A 19,915-nucleotide genomic window follows, 5' to 3' on the forward strand; every position below is an offset into this window, starting at 1 on the left:
CCGGCGTGAGCGGTGTCAGGCCAGCAGTGGGCGCAGAAAGGTCCGTTCGTAACTGACGATAAACTTCTTCTCGACCAGCGAAGCCACCAGTGCGGCGCTTTCGGCGTCAGTCATCGCGATATGCCGGTAGCTTTCGTAGTCCGCTAGTGACGGAAAGCTGAACAGGCAGTAGGCGATATTGCTCGCGCCTTCGGAAGGCAGGAAGTACCCGTGGTGCGTACCGCCCAAACGCTCGACGATACCGAGCCAGGCTTTGGCATAGGCTTCGAATTCGCTGAGTTGGTACGGATCGATCACATATTTGACGTGGCAGGTAATCAAAATGGCGCTCCTGTAACGGGACAGAACGGTTACTCCTGGACGGCTTTCTCGACCTTGCTCGACGCTGACCAGATCCGGTAGCGGACTTCGACGTCTTTGGGCACGTAGAGCACGATCGGCAGTTTGCTGTTGTAGCGCAGCATGAAACCGTCACCGACCACCGGCACGAAGTCCTTTTTGCTCTTGCCATCCGGGCAGGCCATCTGTGTACTCATCGGACCGATGACTTTTTCCAGTCGGTAGAACGGGTAGCCCCAGCCTTCGAGATTTTTCTCCTCGAGAATGCCGCCCAGGCGTTGGCGATTGCAGTCAACGGTCAGGGTTTTGCCAGCGAGGATTTCGACCTGGTAGCCGTCTTCCTGAGTCTGTGGGGCAAGGTGAATGACCTGGCGGGTGAAACCGCTCTCGGGTTTGGGGAACGGCGCGACTTCTTCGAGTTTCGCGGCGTGCGCAGCGCACGACAGCCCAGCAACTATTAGCCCAACGGTATTGATTTGGATCAACGAACCCATGATGCCTCCTTGCGTGCGAGTGGGGTCAGCGGATACTGAATTGATTGGCCGCATTCTCACTGGCGTCGTCGGCCAATGCAAACTTGTCGCGAGATGTATGCGGATTGCAGGGGCACAGCAACGCCTTTCTTGCAGATTGCATGAGGCCATTTAGCAGTCGTTTGGCTAAATCGTTGATTTGCCGATGAGCTGCAGGGCGAAATCCCAGGCATGTTTTATGCTCTAGCTGGTCTTGAGCTGACCGGGGATGTCATTGCGTCAGTATCGATCGTTGATTGGCAGTCTCACAATAAGGAGAGGGTCGCCATGTTTCTTTCTGCCTTGGAACTTCGCAACATCATTGAAAGCAGTTTTTTGCCGAAACGTTGTCAATGCACGCTGTCGCCGGACCTGTCTATGACCGTCAAGGTGTATTCCGATCGTGAAACCGATCACCTCGATCTAATAAAAACAGGAATAAATGCCAAACGGCTAAATGGTTGTCGAGAAATCAATGACCTGATCGCTGGACTGCGCTCTGACATGCAGCACCAAACCATTGCCCAGACGCTGCACCCAGACCGCAAAGCGCTTTAACCCACGGTTTCGAGCTCCATCGACACGCGCCTGGTCTGGAGAAACGCCAGACCCAGCGCCAGTTCGACCATCACCGCAAGCAATATGCCCGGACCGGCATGGCCATTGAGCCATTCACCGAAGCCCAATGCTGCCAGCCCCCAGCAGCCGACCATGAAACCGTTGCTCAGCGCATGGCGGGTGGTCGAAGGCGACTCGTTTCGAACCAGATAAAACATCACACCCAATGCCGCAAACAGCATTGCACTGCGCCGCGCGACAACGCCCACCGCCAACGAGTATTCAAGACCCCAGATTGACAGTAACCAGTCGGGCATCAAACCCCAGATCAGGGCCAGCAGAAAACACAGCGCGGCGGTAAAAGTCGACAAGGCACGAAACGATAACTGCATGGCGAATCCTTGCGGCAGTGAGGGGAGGCGCTAGAGCATAGCGCCAGAACCCCTCACCGGAATACCGCAAAGTGTTGAATCAGACCTTTCCGTCAGTTCTGATAACTGCAGGCGTCGGAAAGTTTACGGTAGGAGATTTCCGCAGGCTTGCCCGAGGCGCTATCGATGTACTTCATGTCCGCTGTGACCACTTTACAGTCCAGCGTCGACGGTTCGGTCAAGGTAATGACCTTGCCCACGTGCAGCGGCATACCGTAGTGGTACGGCACCGCCTGGGAGCTCGAAGTGTCATTGGCCTGGGCCAGACCGGCAAACGCGGTGCAGGCGAGGGCGGTGGTGATCAGCAAGGTGCGCATGTTCATGAACGATCTCCGGTGCGGGAGGGAAGTCAGCTCGACGTATTGGCGTCGAACCTGCCGCACTGGGCGTCAGAGAACTCTGAGGGCGTGCGGTCCAGTAAAGTTTTGGACCGCGGGGTTAAGCGATGGTTAACCCGACTGAATGCCGCCTGTCGTGAGGAGGTTTCTGACAGAGGTTTCATGTAGGTAAAAAAACTGAGGGAGGTTCGGCTTGGTCCTACACACTCGGACTCTTTGTCGTCTTTCGTCGGCGAGGTGCCAGCGTTTACTGTTTGACCTCGCTGCAAAATCAGCGAACAGGTTTGGTCACCTGATTAACACTGCGCATATATGTGCCATCATTCGCGCTGCGGACTTCTATGTCTCGTAGTGCGTTGCAATGGTGGCTGTGTGCAGGACGCTTTCGGGCGAGCCGTTTTGAGTGTTAGCGGTTGACCAAGCCTGTACACAGCCGCCTCCATCGTTTGGTCACGGTGCTGGCGATTACTAATTAATGCTCGAGTAATTACTATGCCAACGCTAAATGCATTCCCCGATCGCTACCGCTCAATCAAAAGCAGCGTTACCGAGACAAGCCCATTGGTTATCGACACCGAGGCCAATCCCCAAGACATACTCGAAGCCGCTTTACAGCGCGTCCGAGCCGCCAGCCAGTTGCTTGAAACGCTCCATTGCCAATGCTTCAAGAACGGTGATGTTCAAGATATTCCACACATTACTCACGCGCTTTATCTGCTGACGCAGGATGGGTCCGATTTGCTGCTGGTTGCGCAGCAGCAGATGATGGGGTGGAAGGCGCCGGTCTGACGCTACGCGGTAAGGGAGTGGAAGTAGCGAGACGTTAGGAAGAATAAACTCTTTCTATTTTGCTGCTTCCTATTCTTGCGGATTGGTAGCGTGCTTGTCAGGCGGCATCCAACTGGGCTTAGAGATTCAGCTTGTCAGGAAAGAATGACAGGGGGGCTTGAGTAGCCTTCCATTTTTTCGCAAACTCTTTAGCTTCTACTATCTGTTCAGATGTCATTTTTTCGGCAATTTTTTGGAGTTTACTTTCGGCCATCTCCCGCAGACCACCACCGCCGTCTAACTCCCCTAGTAAATATATAAGTGCATATCCTTTAATAATATCGAATGGGAAGCCATACAGGTCCGGTTCGTGGGCAAGGTCTGATCCATAACCATAGACAGTGGATGCATAGCCTACTAACGCCGCTTGTTCATTCCAATACCGATAACCTTCAATGTCTCCTTTCTCAAACAAAATCGCACCATATTCCATCATTGATCTTGGATTGCCACCTTCGGCAGATGCTTTAAACCATTTATCAACCTCTTCCCCTCTCTTCCAAGGCAAGAAAAAGCCTTTTCCTTGTCTATAGATCACGCCCATCCAATATTGAGAAAGTGCATGGCCAGCTATAGCTGATTTTTCAAGCCATGATTCGTCAACGGTTAATTCGTACATAATATACATGGCCTCTGCGTCCCCCTGGATCGCTTTCGGCAATGCTATTTTTTTAGCTTGATTTAACCACTCGGCCGGCATTTTTTGATTAGGTGGGCAGTTGTTTGAAAATGTACAAAGATCCTTCACGATACGCCCAAGTTGAATCATTGCGTATAGATCACCTTGGGCAGCGGACGCCTCGTACCATTTTCGAGCTTCAGGATTAATATAGTGATTTTTTCTCCTGAGCGATTCTCCCAGATAATACTGTGCTTCGTGATCGCCGGCTTCCGCAGCAATGGTCAGGAAGGGGGTAGCAGAAACAGCCTTGTATTGATTGTAGAGAATTATTCCCCGCACTTTTGCTGATTGCTGCTCCGAGGAAAGTTCGGCGGATGCTGGATTTGCAAACGCAATAATCAACATAGCGGTAAATAGACTTTTCTTTATCAACGTTAACGGCTCAATTTTTCCGGGAAAAACGACAGGGGGGGATGAGTGGCCTTCCAGTTCTTTGCAAAATCGTTAGCTTCTGAAATTTCATCTGGTGTCATTTTTTCGGCAATTTCTGGAAGGGCTTCATTTACGTAAACCTGTACATCTCCGCCACCGTCAAGTTCAGATAGTAGCGAGGTCAACGCATAACCTTTAACCCTATCTAATGGGAAGTCGTAAAGCGATGGTGAATGGGCTGAATATGCGCCGTAACTGCTAACGCCTGACTCGTACCCTTTATTAGCTGCTTCGACAATCCAATGGCGAGCGACTGTTAAATCACCTTGGTCTTCATAAATAAACGCAGCGTATTCCATCATTGCAGGGGGGTATCCTCCTTCTGCAGATAGCTTCAGCCAATTTCCAACTGCCTCATGCCGCTTCCACGGCAAGAAGAAACCGTCTCCTTGCCTGGTTCCAATAGCCATCCAGTATTGAGCTAATGCATATCCAGAATTTGCAGATTTCTCCAGCCATTCATCCTTAAGCGTTAGTTCGTACATTAAGTACATCGCTTCGGGATCACCACTTTCAGCAACAGCTTTCGTCAAATCTAGCGCGCCTTTCAACCATTGCGCCGGTGTTTTTGTACTTTCAGGACAGTTGCCCATGTTGACGCAGAGATTATCACCACTTCGTCCGAGTTGTATCATCGCATAAACATTATTTTGGTTTGCTGATTCCTCGTACCACTTTTGAGCTTCGGCAGTCATGAACCGCTTTTCTTTGCGTAGTCTTTCGGCTAAATAAAACTGTGCTTCTGCATCTCCAGCTTCAGCTGCAATACGCAACTCGAGTTGCGCATTTTTATATTGATTGAATAGCAAGATTCCTCGCGATTTGGCAGTTTGCTCATCCGGAGTAAGGTGTGCGTTTGCGTTGCCTGATAAAGCTGAAATAAGTAACGCACCAATAATAAGTTTTTTCATTTCACATCGCAGATATAGGCTGTCTAGCCTCCACCCAAGGATGAGTTTAAACACGCTGAAACTCCTATGGATGGAGGCTGATATCAAAAATCGATTTTTTCAGGATAAAAAGACAGCGGGGGATGCTCATTTTTCCATTTTTTAGCAAGCTGCGTTGCATGTTCAATATCTTTGGGGGTCATATCTTTTGCTATTTGCGGTAGCGTTTCTTCGACGTCAACCTGAGCAGTTCCTCCGCCGTCTAGTTCTTTCAATAGCGAAATTAATGCGTAGCCTTTAGTTTTATCCATCGTAAAGCCTAATGTGTTAGGCTCGACAGCCAAAAAATAGCCATAGTTATAAACGCCGGATTCATATCCAGTAGAAGCCGCTTGCTCTACCCAATACCGGGCCTGTTCTAGATTTCCTTTTTCTCGGTATATCCCAAAGAGCTGCATCATTGCTTTAGGGTTTCCGCCTTTAGCGGAGGCCAAAAACCAAGTCTCAACCGATTGCTGGCGCTTCCAAGGAAGCAAAAAACCTTCCCCTTGACGATCACCGATAGCCATCCGATATTGCGCGACGGGACTTCCAGCATTAGCAGATTTTTCTAACAATTTCCGGTCGGCTGTTAATTCATACATTATATATAGTGATTCAGCGTCACCTTGATCCGCTTTTTCTTTTGCGATCGTTGTCGCTTCTGCCAACCATTCCTTCGGTTTCTTTTTTTGACTTGGACAGTTGTTCATTGTCCTGCATTGATCGCTGTTACTCCTGCCTAGTCGGATCATTGCGTAAAGATCACCTTGTTCGGCGGCAGCCTCATACCATTTATAGGCTTCGATAGTGATATGTTGCTTTTCTTTATGCAGTTCTTCGGCCAAATAGAATTGAGCCTCTGCATCTCCGCCTTCTGCTGCAATCCGCAATTCGGATTGGGCACCTTTATATTGATTGAATAGCATCAATCCCCGAGTTTTCGCTGCTTGTTCAACAACGGTGAGGCCTGCGCATGAAGCGCCTGAAAAAAATAGTGCGAACAGAGCGATTATTCGGAGAATTTTCATAGAATAGAAATTGTTAGTGCGACTCTGGTTTTTATAGAGTGTGCCCATAGAGGCGGTTGTATCCCTTGATGCGTCTGCAGATAGATTCTAGAACTCAAAGTTACAGGCCTAATTTCTCGGGATAGAAGGAAAGTGGTGGGTGTGTGGCTTTCCACTCTTTAGCAAAACGATTAGCCTCGGTAATTTGTTCGGGTGTCATCTTTTCTGAAATAAGAGGAAGTTTTCCTTCGACATAAATTTGGACGTTTCCACCTCCGTCTAGCTCTTTCAATAACGAAACCAGCGCATAACCTTTTATGAGGTCGATAGGATATCCGACTTTATCAGGGGTATGAGAAAGATAAGCGCCGTAGCTACTTACAGCGTCTTGGTAACCAGTTTTTGCAGCTATCTCAAGCCAATGACGAACGCCTTCCATATCACCACGCTGATACAAAATAGAAATGTATTCAATCATGGCCTTTGGGTAACCACCTTCGGAAGATTCTTTCAACCACTTCTCTTCGGCGGATTTACGATTCCAAGGTAGTAATAAACTACCTTCGCCCTCCGAATAACGATTGGCTAACAGCCATTGTGCGGGGGCATAGCCTGCTTCTGCCGATTTTTCTAGCCATGTTAGATCAGACTTCGCGTTATACATGATGGCCATTGCTTCGGCATCCCCCTTCATAGCCCGAGGCTCCGCCGTTTTTATTAGTAACTCTAACCAATCGCCAGCACTTTTAATTCCAGAAGGACATTTATTTGCCACCGCGCAAAGGTCCCCACCAGCTGTGGCGAGCTGAAACATTGAGTAGTAGTCGCCTTGAGCAGCAGAAGCTTCGTACCACTTTTTAGCCTCGGCGGTCATAAACTGTTTTTCTTTTCGCAGTTCTTCGGCTAAATAGAACTGTGCTTCTGTATCTCCGGCTTCCGCTGCAATACGCAACTCAAACTGCGCATTTTTATATTGGTTGAACAGCAATATTCCTCGTGATTTGGCTGATTGCTCATCTTGAGTAAGGTGCGCGTTTGCGTAACCTGATAAAGCTAAAGCGAATAATGCACCGATAATGAGTTTTCTCATAACAGTCCGTGTGCAAGAAATATTCTTCTCCAAGTTAACGACTCAACTTGTCAGAAAAAAACGATAGGGGAGGGTGAGATGCTTTCCACTCTTGCGCCACCTTCTCTGAATTTTCGATCTGTTCAGTCGTCATTTTTTCGGCAATTTCTTTATGCTTTTCCTGGACGTAATCCTGTATGGCGCCGCCGCCATCTAGTTCTTTTAACAAGGAAAAAAGGGCATGACCTTTCACCAAATCCAAGGGATAGCCGACCTTGTCGGGCATGTGTGCGATGTAAGCGCCATAATTGCTCACAGCCCGCTGCTCACCGGTCTCTGCTGCGACCCGCAACCAGTGACGAATACTTGCCATGTCACCCTCTTCGAACAAGATTTGCAGATAATCCATCATGGCCGCTGGATACCCACCTTCTGAGGCGAGTTTCAACCAGTTGCGAACTGATTCCTGGCGTTTTCCCGGGAGAAAAAAGAAGCCTTCTCCCTGGCGTTCCCCGACAGCCATCCAGTACTGCGCTATTGAATAACCGGCGTTAGCGGACTTTTCTAACCAAGCCCGATCCAGAGAGATCTCATACATCAGGTACATGGATTCAGGGTCGCCTTTTTCCACGTTGAGCAAAGCTGTGTTATTGGCTTGTACCAACCATTCGGCGTGTGTCTTTTGTCCTGCGAGGCAATTTTCCACTTGATGACAAAGGTCGATCCTACTGCGACCTAGCCGAATCATTGCGTAAACATCACCATGCGCTGCCGAAGCCTCATACCACTTCCGTGCTTCGGCATCTATGTAGCGGTTTTTCTTTCTAAGTGACTCAGCCAAATAATATTGGGCTTCGTGATCACCTGATTGTGCTGCTAATTCAAGGAATGGCACTGCTGCACTTGTTTTGAACTGATTGTAAAGTGTGATGCCTTGCGCTTTCGTGGAATTCAGGTTCAACGTAGGCTGTGCGTTAACCTGGATAGATATTTCGATCGCGAAGAGGGCTATGAAAAAATACGCTCTCATAGTGTTAATGCTTCATAGCTTGTCAGGGAAAAACGACAGCGGAGGGTGGCTGGATTTCCAGTTCTCCGAAAAAACTTTAGCTTCTTTCATTTGCTCTGGTGACATTTTTTTCGCGATGTCCGGTAGCACGTCCTCAACATCTCGTCGAACATGTCCTCCTCCGTCAAGTTCATAAAGGAGAGAAAGCAGAGCGTATGATTTAACAAGGTCTAATTTGAACCCATAATTAGACGGATCCTCTCCCAAATAGGAGCCGTATCCGAACACTCCCTCGACATATCCTGAGGCAGCAGCTTTTTCGCTCCAGAATCTGAAACTTTCAAGATCATTTTTTTCAACTGAAACTGCTGCTAGCCCCATCATCCCTGGTGGATAGCCACCTTCCGCTGAAGCTTTCATCCAGCGCTCCACAGCGTCTAATCGACTTGCTGAAAGTAGAAAAAATCCGCCGCCTTCTTGATATTTTGTGGCTAAGCGAAACTGCGCGAGAGAAAAACCATGTTGTGCCGACTTTTCGAGCCATTTGTCATCGCCGGATATCTCATACATTAGGTACATTGACTCCGCATTTCCACGTCCGGCTTCTAGACTTGCAGATTTTTTAGCTAAGTTCATCCATTCCTTGGGCGCTTTATTTCCTTGAGGACAATTATTCATTGCAATGCATAAGTCATCAGTCGCTTGACCAAGCCTTATCATTGAATAGACATTTCCTAGAGTCGCAGAGTCTTCGTAAGCTTTTTGTGCCTCAGTATTCATATGGCGATTATTTTTTCTTATGGCTTCGCCTAAATAATACATAGCCTCATCATCTCCACCTTCGGCTGCAAGCTTTAGGTATGAGATTGCGGAAATGGCTTTGTATTGATTGTATAAAGTTATTCCCTGTATTTTTGCTGCTTGTTGTTCCACGGATGTTTGCGCGAATGCACTACTTGAAAGGGCAGTAATTAATAGCGCGCATGCTAAGTGGGTGCTCATTGAAATTAGCGACTCAACTTGTCAGGAAAAAATGATAGGGGTGGATGGGTGGACTTCCATTTTTTTGCAAACTCCTTAGCTTCTATTATCTGTTCAGGTGTCATTTTTGCAGCGATTAGAGGAAGTTTGTATTCGACATTGACTTGCATTCCGCCACCACCATCAAGCTCGGAGAGTAAATATACAAGCGCATAGCCCTTTATGATATCGAACGGGAATCCATAGGTGTCGGGTTCATGCGCTATATCAGATCCGTATCCATAAACCGTATCCGCGTAACCGACCAGCGCTGCTTGTTCATTCCAATGCCGAAAACCTTCAACATCCCCACTTTCAAATAGTATTGCGGCGTATTCCATCATTGACTTTGGATAACCACCTTCGGCGGAAGCTTTAAACCATTTTGCCACGGCCTCTCCACGTTTCCATGGCAGGAAAAAACCTTCACCTTGTTGGTAACCTACCCCCATCCAGTATTGAGCAAGTGCATTACCTGCCATGGCAGCCTTTTCAAGCCAGGCGTCGTCTAAAGTTAACTCGTACAATATATACATAGCCTCCGCATCACCCTGAATTGCTTTGGGCATGGCTATATTTTTAGCTTGATTCAACCACTCAATGGGCTTTTTTTGATCAGGAGGGCAATCATTTGAAAACGTACATAGATCTTTTTCGCTACGCCCAAGCTGAATCATGGCGTAAAGATCCCCCTGTGCGGCAGAGGCCTCATACCATTTTCGTGCTTCAGGATTCATATAATGATTTTTCCTCCTGAGCGATTCACCCAAATAATATTGTGCTTCGTGATCGCCGGCTTCCGCAGCAATGGTCAGGAAGGGGGTGGCAGAAACAGCTTTGTATTGGTTGTAGAAAGTAATCCCTTGTGTTTTTGCTGATAGCTGTTCCGAGGAAAGTTCGGCGGATGCTGGATTTGCAAACGCAATAATCAACAATGCGGTAAATAGACTTTTCTTTATCAACGTTAACGGCTCAATTTTTCCGGGAAAAACGACAGAGGGGGATGAGTGGCCTTCCAGTTTTTTGCAAAATCGTTAGCTTCTGAAATTTCATCCGGTGTCATTTTTTCGGCAATTTCCGGAAGGGTTTCATTTACGTAAACCTGTACATCTCCGCCGCCGTCAAGTTCAGATAGTAGCGAGGTCAATGCATAACCTTTAACTCTATCTAATGGGAAGTCATAAAGCGATGGTGAATGGGCTGAATATGCGCCGTAACTACTGACGCCTGATTTGTACCCTTTTTTAGCTGCTTCGACAATCCAATGGCGAGCGACTGTTAAGTCACCTTGATCTTCATAAATAAACGCAGCGTATTCCATCATTGCAGGGGGGTATCCTCCTTCTGCAGATAGTTTCAGCCAATTTCCAATTGCCTCATGCCGCTTCCACGGCAAGAAGAAACCGTCTCCTTGCCTAGTTCCAATTGCCATCCAGTATTGAGCTAATGCATATCCAGAATTTGCAGATTTCTCCAGCCATTCATCCTTAAGCGTTAGTTCATACATTAAGTACATCGCTTCGGGATCACCACTTTCAGCAACAGGTTTCGTCAAATCTAGCGCGCCTTTCAACCATTGCGCCGGTGTTTTTGTACTTTCAGGACAGTTGCCCATGTTGACGCAGAGATTATCATCACTTCGTCCGAGCTGTATCATCGCATAAACGTTATTTTGGTTTGCTGATTCCTCGTACCACTTTTGAGCGTCCTCGGTCATGTAGCGTTTTGTATTTCTAATTGATTCAGCTAAATAGTACTGGGATTCCGCATCCCCACCTGTTGCGGCTATCGTCAAATACTGTATTGCAGGCGCCATCTTGTACTGATTGTAAAAAACTATTCCCGTTTGCTTGGCTGCATTCAATTCAGCTGTAGGTTTTGCAAACAATTGGCAAGAAAAAAGCAGCGAAAAAACTGCAGTAGCGAGTGTGAATTTTTGGCGCATGTGTTGTCCTCAGTTTCTACTGGTCTGGAGCAATGTATTTGGCTTTGCCAGCGGGTATATATGTTCGGCCATAAAATTGACTGCGCTGGCAGTAATTATCACTATTTGAGCCTAATAATTTCACATGTTGAGCATATCGTGTACGCATTTTGTCGTTTTCTGGATCGGCAAGTCTTAGAACTGCATCTGACATAAAGTTATCAAGCGCCAGTCGATTATCACAATAAAATTGCCTTTCGTTCGCTGGCTTTAGTCCAAAGCGATTCATGCACATGCAGATCTCCTCGAACTGACTCTGGGCTTTATCGACGGTATTCTGTTTTTTTGCGTTATCTAATATCCATCTAAGAATACGCTCAATAGCTTTTTGTTGTATCAAGTGCGCTTCGCTTTTGTCGTATTTGCGTTCTTCTTTCGCTGTATCGCCCGATGAATTGGTACTGCTAATACTGAATTCGTCTGCAGGGCTAATTAAAGTCATTAATAGCGGGCCCAAAGCACCCGGAATCGCGTTAACGCACCATTCCTCCAATTCTGCTTGGTTCGCATAATAAATAATAGTATCTGCAATCGGCCCTCCCTTGCCGGTAGCGGTCAAACTCTCATAAAGGGCCATGACTGCATCCACTCCCATGATATAGACCATAGGGATATCAAAGCCGCAAATGGCCAAGGCATTTAGCTTGGACATGTAATCGTTTGTATTTTTATCGATGGCAAAGAAAGGATTTTGCTTGTTTTTATAAAGCTCTCTACGGAACAAGTTGATCAACTCTGTCACTGCGTCGTAACCTACTTCAAACTTGAAAGCCCCACCCACACCAGGGCCGGCTACCAACGAAGCCTTCAGTACCAGAATCAACCGGCCGTCATACAACGAAATACTCGCTTCGCCCTTTATCCCCAAACCTGCGGCCACATTTAGTTCGGCGGTTAAACGAGCGAGGCTGAACCACTCGTTGGTCTTCATCGAGTCTTTGGACCCCGATGTGGGTGCCCGTTGTAGCAGGGCGACTTCGGAAGGCGGGGCCCAGTTCAAGGCGCCGGTCACCATGATTCCCGATTGCAAACCGGCGAATAAATTGAAGGCGGCTTTGCCTCCATTCTGTACTTGCAGGTTTTTATTGACTCCCTTGATTTGATCGCTGGTTTCGGTGTGGACGAAATCGCGTTTGTCTCCAGTCCGTACCACGGGTTCTGGCGGAGCCAAATGGAATCCCGCGTTGCCAACGTCCAGCGCTATCTCGGAGGAAAGCAGCAGCGAGGCGCCGGCATAGCCCCAGGCCTTGGCGCCGAGATACAACGAAAACCGGCCGAGATTGAGTGTTTGTTGGACGCTATTACCGTCCAGATAGGTAAACGTGATTTCTTTGGCTTTGCTGCGTTCAGGCAGATCGACTTTAAACAGTTCGACTTCACCACGGGCGAGGTCGACGCCGAATGACGCTTTGGCCGAGGCTTTAAATCCTTCCGCCAGGCTAAAAGCGGGGCCTTCGACTTTTGTTGACCCGTGAATGATCTCAGTGGATGACGACGTCAGGCAGCGAACCAGTTGCGCTTGGGGGCTGATATCAAAAATGCGAAAGGTCTTGCGCACGTTGTCTTTGAACAACACCTGTTGCAGGCGTACACCCCATTCCTTGCGGCTGCCGGCACTATCAAGGGCAGTGACTTTGTAATTCTTGGTTTGCAGAAAGGTGTAAAACTTTTCGATCTCGAACCAGCCTTCGGGGGAAAACCAGTCGCTTTCCTGGTCCTTGATCCGCAGAGCGCCTTCCTGTTCGAGCCATTGGCCGAACAAATTCAATTCACTGTCGGTGGCGGCTTTGCCAGTGCTGTTACCTGGGCGTTTGGTCAAGTCTTTGACTTTGGCGCCGACCTTTTTCCAGTCGTTCTTGACGGTGGCCTGAAGTCTTGGAAGCGAATACATGCTCAGGTAGGTCAATGGTTTCTTGAGGTCATCCAGCATGCTCATTTCATGAAGCGGAAAACCATCCTTGACCAGCCGATCCATCGGCTTGGCCTGGAACTGCTCGGGCTCCCACAACAGATGTCGACGAACAGGTGCGGTTTCCATGTTTTTCTCGGCTTGCAGTCGTAACTTTTCTTTATCTGCCTGCAGACGGTCCCATTCGGCGCGCTCGAGGGAAACAAGGTTGGCCGGCGCTTTGGCCTGCCGGCCGCTTGCTTCGATCCAGCCTTTATATTTTGTGCTAAGTCGTTCGTTGACCTCTGTCTGCTTTTTCTCAAGCGCCAGGTATTGCTTGAACAGGTCGACGCCACCTTCGACCGAAGCACCGCTCGCAGGAATCAGGGCGAATTCGGGTAAGGCAATTCCGTATTGAGCAACACTAGTAATGGACTCAAGGTAAGCAACATAGATCGCTTTTCTTTTTAAACGCTGTGCTTCCTGATCGCGCACGTACGTACAAAGAGGGAGTTGGTTATTCGCCCCGCAAGTCGCGACCTCGTCTAGTCGCTTTTTGTCATTAGCCAGCAGCGGCGCGAGTTCAGCCGAGCCTAATGTGGCCAGGTCTTTTTCTTTGAGTAAGGTTTCTCGAGCTTTGAGGTATTTCTGAACGCCCTCGCGCGCTGCAATGGATTCAGGGGAGTACAGACTTCCACTTTCGTAGGCGTAACCCTTTTCTTTAGCGGCGACGATGGCAGTGCGCTTCAACTTTTGCCATTCAGCATGAACACTGTGCACCCGCGTTGCGTCTTGTTGCGCCGCCATCCACTCGGACTTTTTGATGTCATCTTGTTCAAGTCGGGTTAGAGGCGTCGAGGGAGCCGGAGCCGGTGGCGCTGCAGCCTTTCTCTGTTGCTGCGCCTCCAGCAACGTGGCATCCAGGTCACTGATGCTTGGGTATTGCGCTTCAATCTCGAGCATTCGCACTTGCTCTTCGCCCGCGAGAAAGTTGCCCAATTTGGGTTCGAGGAAGTATTCAAGCAACCCTGTGCTGTAGAGGCCTTTTTTGCGCTCCTCGGCAGACTTGCTTGAACTTACTTTTTGGTCCAGGTCATTGGCCGCTTCTTTAAGCGCCGAAGTCGTGCGTTCCGGCAGTAGCCAGAACGATTCATTTTCGGTGTCGTAAATCGCGCTGCCGTAGGTTGTTGAACACGGCGTTTTTACTTTGTCATGAGAGCCGGGCGTTTCATCAGGTGCATTGGGCTGCTCACCGAGATCCCGTGGCGGCTTCGCACAGGTTTCTTCGGCTGTTGGTGCAGTAGGTACAGCACTGGTATTGGATTCCATAAATGCTTCCATTCATTCGTTACACGGACGGGTTCATCAGGCGGCGCTGGTAGCGAGTTGCTTCAGCTGTTCAACCTTGATGAACGACTCTTCCCTGGATTGCAGGATGGCCATGGCCTGGGGCTGTGTTTCGAGCAGCGGGCCATTGGCGATGTGGGCCAGTTTGAGCAAATGCCGGCCTTCGTAGATGTTGTGATTGACCAGCACATCGAGGTTTTCCGCGATGTTGGGCAGTTCTTCGTCAGTCGGCTCGCCAAATGCGGCGTATTGCTCATCGACCCAGTAGATCCAGCCCAATCGCTCTTGAACCTTTGGTGCATCGTCCGGGATGTTGAACGCTGAGGCGTCGCGCAGCCATTCGAGTTCCGAGACCGGGCGCCAGCTCAACCAATTACCGTTGCCAGCACCGAAATGAGTCGGCGCCGGGGTGTAGACGTGATGCCACGGACCAAAGAGCTGATGCGAGGTTTCGCCGGCGGTGTAGGCCAGTGCGGCCCACAGGCTTGGCTTGTGATAGCTCAGCAGGCTTTGTCCGCCGGAGCCGTCATTGGCGCGTAACAGCCAGCGCGCATGGGTTAGTGCTTTGGCTGGGTCGTCAGTGGTCAGGGCGATGCCGGAAAAGTTTTCCTCACAAAGCTTTGCGGCTTCGGCGGCCAGGCGGCTGCCCCATGGCGCGTTGAGCCACAAGGGGCCGTCAGCGGCGATCTCGGCGAAATCGGTGCCGATGAACAAGCCTTGGGAGTTCATCGGTTCGCCGACGCGGTAGAGGCGGCTCATGGCCTCAGGCTGGCGGGTGCGGTCGATGATGAAGCACAGTGTCTGGCTCGACGGTTCTCTCGGCAGTTGCTCGAACGAATGGCGGGGTTCGGCGAGGAGGGCGTTCAACGCTTTTACATGCATGTGCAATCCTTACGGCTGCAGGCGCCGTTGCTTTGTTTGCCGCACAACGGCGTGATGCCGGACTCGTTCAGGCGTTTTGGCAGCGGTATCGGGACTTTGCCGGCCTTATCGGCATCCGCCATCTTCATCGGCCCCGGCAACAACGGCGCAGCAGGCGTCCCCGACCCCGGCCCACCGCCCGAGTTAACCTTCACCTGCGCACCACTGATCGTCACGCCCCCCGCATCCACCTTCACAAAGCTCCCGCCAGCCTTGGCCGTCAGCTCCATGCCACCCTCAACCACAACCTTTTCCCCGGCGTTGTAGTGAATCTCCTGGCCGGCCTCGACAAACTGCGCCGTCCCCACCTTCACATGCTGGGTCACGCCAACGGTGAGGTGATCATCCGCCCGGGTTTCAGTCTTGCGGTCGAGGTGGGTGATGCGATGTTCTTCAACCTTGAATTCGCTTAAAACATTGGCCTCAACGGTGTCGTGTCGCTCGTTGCCGACGCGAATCTTTTGGTCATGCTCAATGTTTTCATCCCAATCGCGCTGGGCGTGCAGATAGATTTGTTCCGCACCTTTTTTGTCTTCAATCCGAAACTCGTTGTAACCGTTGCCGCCCGGCGAGCTCAGGGTTTTGAAGGTGCTGCGGGTCTTGTTCGCCGGCAGGTCGTAGGGGACGACGTTTTCCTTGTGGTACAGGCAGCCGGTGATCAGCGGTTGGTCCGGGTCGCCTTCCATAAACGACACCAGCACTTCCATGCCGATGCGCGGGATGGCGATGCCGCCGTAGGCACTGCCGGCCCAGCCGGTGGCGACGCGCAGCCAGCAACTGGTCTTGTCGTCGGCCTGGCCTTCGCGATCCCAGTGGAACTGGACTTTGACGCGACCGTATTCGTCGCAGTGGATTTCTTCACCCGCAGGGCCGGTGACGATGGCGGTCTGGCTGCCGAGGACTTTGGGTTTCGGGTGTTCGAGGGCAGGGCGGAAGTGCGCGTCCCACGGGGTGGCGAGGAAGCGGTTGCGGTAGCCCTGGTGGAAATCGTCTTTGTTCTGGGTGACGTCGCTGGTGACGTTTGCGCCGAGCACTTGCGGCTGTTTGCCTTCGTGCACCACTTCCAGCAGCAGCCAGAGGTCGTTCCACTCGGCGCGCGGGTGTTCGCTCAGGGCCATGAAGTGGCCGCTGACCAGGGTGGGCTCGTCGCCTTTGCCTTCGGCCAGTTTGTAGTCGCTGCGATGGCGTTCCAGGGCGCGGGTTGCCAGTTGCTTGCCGCGTTCGCGGTCGGTGAAGCGGCCGGGGTAGTCGTAGTCTTCAAGGTCCGGGGCGAACGTGCTTTTGGCGGAGCCCTCGGGCAGGATGCGCGGTTTCTCGAAGTCGTAATCGCGACGGCTGACGCGGGTGGTGCGGGTTTCCAGGCGCAGGTTGAAGCGCTTGATCACCGGTTTCTCGGCGGCCATGCCGGAGTCTTGCTGATAGGCCACGGGCGCGAGTTTGCGGAACACCGTCTGGTCATCGCCGAACACCAGTTTGTGGCCGCTGGCACTGTGCTGGAAGTGGAAGTGAATGCCTTCTTCTTCGCACAGGCGCTGGATGAAATGCAGGTCGGATTCGTCGTACTGCACGCAGTAATCGCGTTCCGGGTAGATCGCGCCGAGCTGGAAGCTGTAGGCATCGGCCAGGATGCCGCGCGCTTCGAGGACCTGAGCGATGATCTTCGGCACACTTAAATGCTGGAATATCTGCTGGTCATGGTTGTGGCGCAGGTAGGCGAGTTGTGGCACCAGACTGATGCTGTAGCGGGTCAGGCTTTTGCCGGAATCGCCTTGCTCGATGCGGTACACCAGGCCGTGGATGATGCCTTTGCCGGTGGCGCCGAAGGTCAGGCAGCCGGGCTTGTGCAGCAACTCTTCGAGTTTCAGGTCGGGGCGCGCGCTGACCAGTTCGATGTCGAAGCAGAACGGCTGGTTGAGGGTTTCGCGACCGACGAAGCTGAGTACCTGAAGGTCAACGGAAACGCCTTCCAGCGTCAGGGAAATATGGGTTGCGTTCGCGTCCAGCATGCCTTTAATTCCGTCCTTTGAATAAGCTGGGGCGGATGGTGCAGGATTAAAGCGCCTCGTTCAAGGAAACGAATAGTCATTTACCGACTAAAGTCGTCTGTAGCCAGTAACAGCCTTCTGCCATCATCGCCGCTCACTTCTGTGTGTCCACTTCATCCTGGCAAGTTACTTGTCCGGGCTGAAGGCTATTTTCTGGCTTATTGCGCCTTGCGCAAACGCTGCACTGTTGGAGCTTTTTTTCATGCGTCCCCCCTTTACTCTCATCACCGCGCGCCAGTCACTCGGCTTCGGCGCTTTAGTCCTGTGCGCCGGTTTTACCGGGTCGGCCTTTGCGAGCGGTTTTATCGACGACACCACGGCGAAACTCGAATCGCGCACGGTGTATTTCAATCGCGACTTTCGGGATGGGCACACGTCCACCGAGCAGGGCGCTTCGAAACGTGAAGAGTCGGCCCAAGGTTTTATTCTCAATCTGCAATCGGGTTACACCGAAGGCACCGTCGGTTTCGGGATCGATGCTTTGGGCATGTTGGGCCTCAAGCTCGACTCCAGCGCCGACAGCAGCAACAGTGGTTTGCTGCCGTCCACGGGGCAGGATCCGCGTGGGTCGAAAGACCAATACGCAAAACTGGGGCTGACCGCCAAAGTGCGCGTCTCGCAAAGTGTGTTGAAGTACGGCGCATTGCTGCCCGACGTGCCGTTGCTCAAGTACAACGACGGTCGTTTGTTGCCGACGATGTTCAACGGCGCAATGCTCACGTCCAAAGAGGTCAAGGACCTGACCTTTATGGCGGCGCGGCTGGACCAGTACACCGCCCGGGATTCCACCGATTCCCAGGACATCCGCGTGCATTGCAAGAACAAGCGTTATGCCTGCAACGTCACCGCCGATCATTTCGACATGTACGGCTTCGACTACAAGATCAACGAGCGCCTGGCCGGCCAATATCACTACGCCGAGCTGGAAGATATCTACCGTCAGCACTTCGTAGGCTTGCTGGCCAACCAGCCGTTGGGCGAGGGCGTGCTCAAGGCTGACCTTCGATTGCTCAAGAGTGCCGATAGCGGCGCTGCTCGTGCAGGTTCCATCGACAACCGCGCCCTGAGCGGCATGCTCGCTTACGCCATCAGCGGCCACACCTTCAGCGCCGGTTGGCAGCGCATGAACGGCGACAATTCGATGCCGTATCTGGATGGGACCAATCCGTACCTCGTCAACTATGTACAGGTCAACGACTTCGCTGCTGCACAGGAACGCTCGTGGCAGCTGCGTTATGACTATGACTTCAAAGCGATTGGCATCAATGGGCTGAGTTTCCTGACCCGTTACGTGAACGGTGACCATATCAAGGTGCTGGGCAGTGATCAGGAAGGGAAGGAGTGGGAGCGCGACAGCGAACTCAAGTACGTGGTGCAGAGCGGGACGTTCAAGGATGTCAGCCTGCGGTTGCGCAATGCGACGTACCGGACCAACTACGAGAAGTTTGCCCGGGATGTGGATGAGACCCGGTTGATTGTGAGTTACAACTTTTCGGTGCTCTGACAGAGCGAAATGATCGTTCCCACGCTCCGCGTGGGAGTGCAGCCCGGGACGCTCCGCGTCCCTTTCGCGAATTGGAACGCGGAGCGTCCCTTGAGGCATTCCCACGCGGAGCGTGGGAACGATCAGTTAGGTGAGTTGCTGGCGATACGGTAAGTCCGGCCCGGTCTTGCTGCAGGTCAGCGCTGCCGCCTGCACTGCAAATTTGAGCATGGCATCAATCTGCTCACGACTCAGCTGCTGCACACCCTCAACCGAATCCAGCTGCTGCTCCGTCAGCCAGGTAATCAACGCCGCCTGGAACGTATCGCCAGCGCCCACGGTGTCGGCGATTTTCACTGAACTCGCCGGTACCGACCAGGAGCCATGCTGACGGCTGAACACCGTCGCCCCCTCGCCACCACGGGTCAGAAACACCAACTGACAGCGGTGCTGCTGCCAGCCTTCAATGACCCGTTGCGGATCCTGCTCGGGGTACAACAGGCTCAAATCTTCATCGCTGACTTTGATCAGGTCGGCCAGCTCAACCAAGGTGGCAATACGCGAACGCCACAGGTCGATATTCGGCTCAGGATTGAGCCGTACGTTGGGATCAAGGCTGATCAAGCGTTTACCGCTTTCCCGTTGCACCAATGCCAACAGCGTGTCGGCAATCGGTTGCACCACCAGCGAAAACGAACCGATGTGCAGGCCACGTACCTCAGGCCCCAGTTCCGGCAGATGTTCGGTTTTCAGCTGACGATCCGCGCAGCCTTCACCCCGGAAGCTGTAATGAGGTGAACCATTGGCACCGACGGCCACCATCGCCAGGGTGGTAGGCGCGGCGAAATCCACCAGGTAATCCGGGCGCACGCCTTCATCCTGCAGCACCTGCTGCAAGCGCCGACCAAGATAGTCGGTGGAAAGGCCGGCAAACAACGCAGCATCCACCCCCAAACGGCGTAAACCCACCGCCACGTTGAACGGCGAGCCGCCGGCAATCGCCTTGAAATTCACTTTTGAAGCCAGGCCGCTGGCGTCGTCTTCACTGAAGAAATCGAACAGCGCTTCGCCACACACCAGGTACATAGTT

General features: G+C 51.6%; 19 protein-coding genes. 3 read left to right on the forward strand and 16 right to left on the reverse strand.

Features of this window, described 5'->3' with window-relative positions; translation table 11 throughout:
- Positions 1–15: 15 nt before the first annotated feature.
- On the reverse strand, positions 16–321 hold the full coding sequence (locus tag IB252_RS10270) for an NIPSNAP family protein (RefSeq protein ID WP_074876451.1): 306 nt from the start codon (positions 319–321) through the stop codon (positions 16–18).
- A gap of 29 nt (positions 322–350) precedes the next feature.
- Entirely contained in the window at positions 351–833 is a 483-nt protein-coding gene (eco, locus tag IB252_RS10275) for a serine protease inhibitor ecotin (protein WP_192408410.1), read from the reverse strand.
- A 306-nt stretch (positions 834–1,139) separates the two neighbouring features.
- Here eco and IB252_RS10280 point away from each other — a divergent pair, with 306 nt between their 5' ends.
- Positions 1,140–1,409, forward strand: a complete 270-nt coding sequence (locus tag IB252_RS10280) for a DUF1652 domain-containing protein (protein ID WP_111450020.1) — start codon at positions 1,140–1,142, stop codon at positions 1,407–1,409.
- On the opposite strand, the gene IB252_RS10285 is transcribed toward IB252_RS10280, so the two are convergent.
- Both IB252_RS10285 and IB252_RS10290 read right to left on the reverse strand, forming a co-directional pair.
- Complete coding sequence (locus IB252_RS10285) at positions 1,406–1,801, reverse strand: hypothetical protein (protein ID WP_111450019.1); 396 nt, start codon at positions 1,799–1,801, stop codon at positions 1,406–1,408. The genes IB252_RS10280 and IB252_RS10285 overlap by 4 nt on opposite strands.
- Positions 1,802–1,893: 92 nt before the next feature.
- Positions 1,894–2,163 carry a DUF2790 domain-containing protein gene (locus IB252_RS10290; protein WP_008149978.1) on the reverse strand — a complete coding sequence of 90 codons (270 nt, stop codon included), beginning with the start codon at positions 2,161–2,163 and terminating at the stop codon, positions 1,894–1,896.
- 507 nt (positions 2,164–2,670) lie between these two features.
- On the opposite strand from IB252_RS10290, the gene IB252_RS10295 reads away from it, so the two are divergent.
- Positions 2,671–2,967, forward strand: coding sequence for a hypothetical protein (locus tag IB252_RS10295; RefSeq protein ID WP_192408411.1), 297 nt, complete (start codon positions 2,671–2,673; stop codon positions 2,965–2,967).
- A gap of 118 nt (positions 2,968–3,085) precedes the next feature.
- Here IB252_RS10295 and IB252_RS10300 read toward each other — a convergent pair whose 3' ends face one another.
- From IB252_RS10300 to IB252_RS10350, 11 genes are all read right to left on the reverse strand, one after another.
- Positions 3,086–4,033 carry a tetratricopeptide repeat protein gene (locus IB252_RS10300; protein ID WP_192408619.1) on the reverse strand — a complete coding sequence of 316 codons (948 nt, stop codon included), beginning with the start codon at positions 4,031–4,033 and terminating at the stop codon, positions 3,086–3,088.
- 29 nt (positions 4,034–4,062) lie between these two features.
- Positions 4,063–5,031: a tetratricopeptide repeat protein gene (locus IB252_RS10305; protein WP_192408621.1), complete on the reverse strand. Its 969-nt coding sequence runs from the start codon at positions 5,029–5,031 to the stop codon at positions 4,063–4,065.
- 83 nt (positions 5,032–5,114) lie between these two features.
- A complete protein-coding gene (locus IB252_RS10310) occupies positions 5,115–6,128 on the reverse strand; it encodes a tetratricopeptide repeat protein (protein ID WP_225607359.1) in 1,014 nt (337 codons plus the stop codon).
- A gap of 52 nt (positions 6,129–6,180) precedes the next feature.
- Complete coding sequence (locus IB252_RS10315; RefSeq protein ID WP_192408412.1) at positions 6,181–7,149, reverse strand: tetratricopeptide repeat protein; 969 nt, start codon at positions 7,147–7,149, stop codon at positions 6,181–6,183.
- 34 nt (positions 7,150–7,183) lie between these two features.
- Positions 7,184–8,158, reverse strand: a complete 975-nt coding sequence (locus IB252_RS10320) for a tetratricopeptide repeat protein (RefSeq protein ID WP_192408413.1) — start codon at positions 8,156–8,158, stop codon at positions 7,184–7,186.
- Between the two features lie 12 nt (positions 8,159–8,170).
- A complete protein-coding gene (locus IB252_RS10325; RefSeq protein ID WP_192408414.1) occupies positions 8,171–9,139 on the reverse strand; it encodes a tetratricopeptide repeat protein in 969 nt (322 codons plus the stop codon).
- A 5-nt stretch (positions 9,140–9,144) separates the two neighbouring features.
- Positions 9,145–10,116 carry a tetratricopeptide repeat protein gene (locus IB252_RS10330; RefSeq protein ID WP_192408625.1) on the reverse strand — a complete coding sequence of 324 codons (972 nt, stop codon included), beginning with the start codon at positions 10,114–10,116 and terminating at the stop codon, positions 9,145–9,147.
- A gap of 5 nt (positions 10,117–10,121) precedes the next feature.
- Positions 10,122–11,102, reverse strand: a complete 981-nt coding sequence (locus tag IB252_RS10335; protein WP_192408415.1) for a tetratricopeptide repeat protein — start codon at positions 11,100–11,102, stop codon at positions 10,122–10,124.
- A gap of 16 nt (positions 11,103–11,118) precedes the next feature.
- Entirely contained in the window at positions 11,119–14,358 is a 3,240-nt protein-coding gene (locus IB252_RS10340) for a hypothetical protein (protein ID WP_192408416.1), read from the reverse strand.
- A gap of 36 nt (positions 14,359–14,394) precedes the next feature.
- Positions 14,395–15,258 carry a DUF4123 domain-containing protein gene (locus tag IB252_RS10345; protein WP_192408417.1) on the reverse strand — a complete coding sequence of 288 codons (864 nt, stop codon included), beginning with the start codon at positions 15,256–15,258 and terminating at the stop codon, positions 14,395–14,397.
- Positions 15,249–17,303, reverse strand: a complete 2,055-nt coding sequence (locus IB252_RS10350) for a type VI secretion system tip protein VgrG (RefSeq protein WP_192408418.1) — start codon at positions 17,301–17,303, stop codon at positions 15,249–15,251. The genes IB252_RS10345 and IB252_RS10350 overlap by 10 nt, the downstream gene beginning before the upstream one ends.
- 241 nt (positions 17,304–17,544) lie before the next feature.
- Between IB252_RS10350 and IB252_RS10355 the strand changes: the two genes are divergently transcribed.
- Positions 17,545–18,846, forward strand: a complete 1,302-nt coding sequence (locus IB252_RS10355) for an OprD family porin (RefSeq protein WP_192408419.1) — start codon at positions 17,545–17,547, stop codon at positions 18,844–18,846.
- A gap of 126 nt (positions 18,847–18,972) precedes the next feature.
- Here the strand turns inward: IB252_RS10355 and IB252_RS10360 are convergent, their stop codons facing one another.
- Positions 18,973–19,911 (reverse strand): carbohydrate kinase family protein, encoded by a 939-nt coding sequence (locus tag IB252_RS10360; protein ID WP_192408420.1) that lies wholly within the window; start codon positions 19,909–19,911, stop codon positions 18,973–18,975.
- Positions 19,912–19,915: the final 4 nt, after the last annotated feature.

It is taken from the genome of Pseudomonas sp. PDM10 (genome assembly GCF_014852295.1).
Lineage (GTDB): Bacteria > Pseudomonadota > Gammaproteobacteria > Pseudomonadales > Pseudomonadaceae > Aquipseudomonas.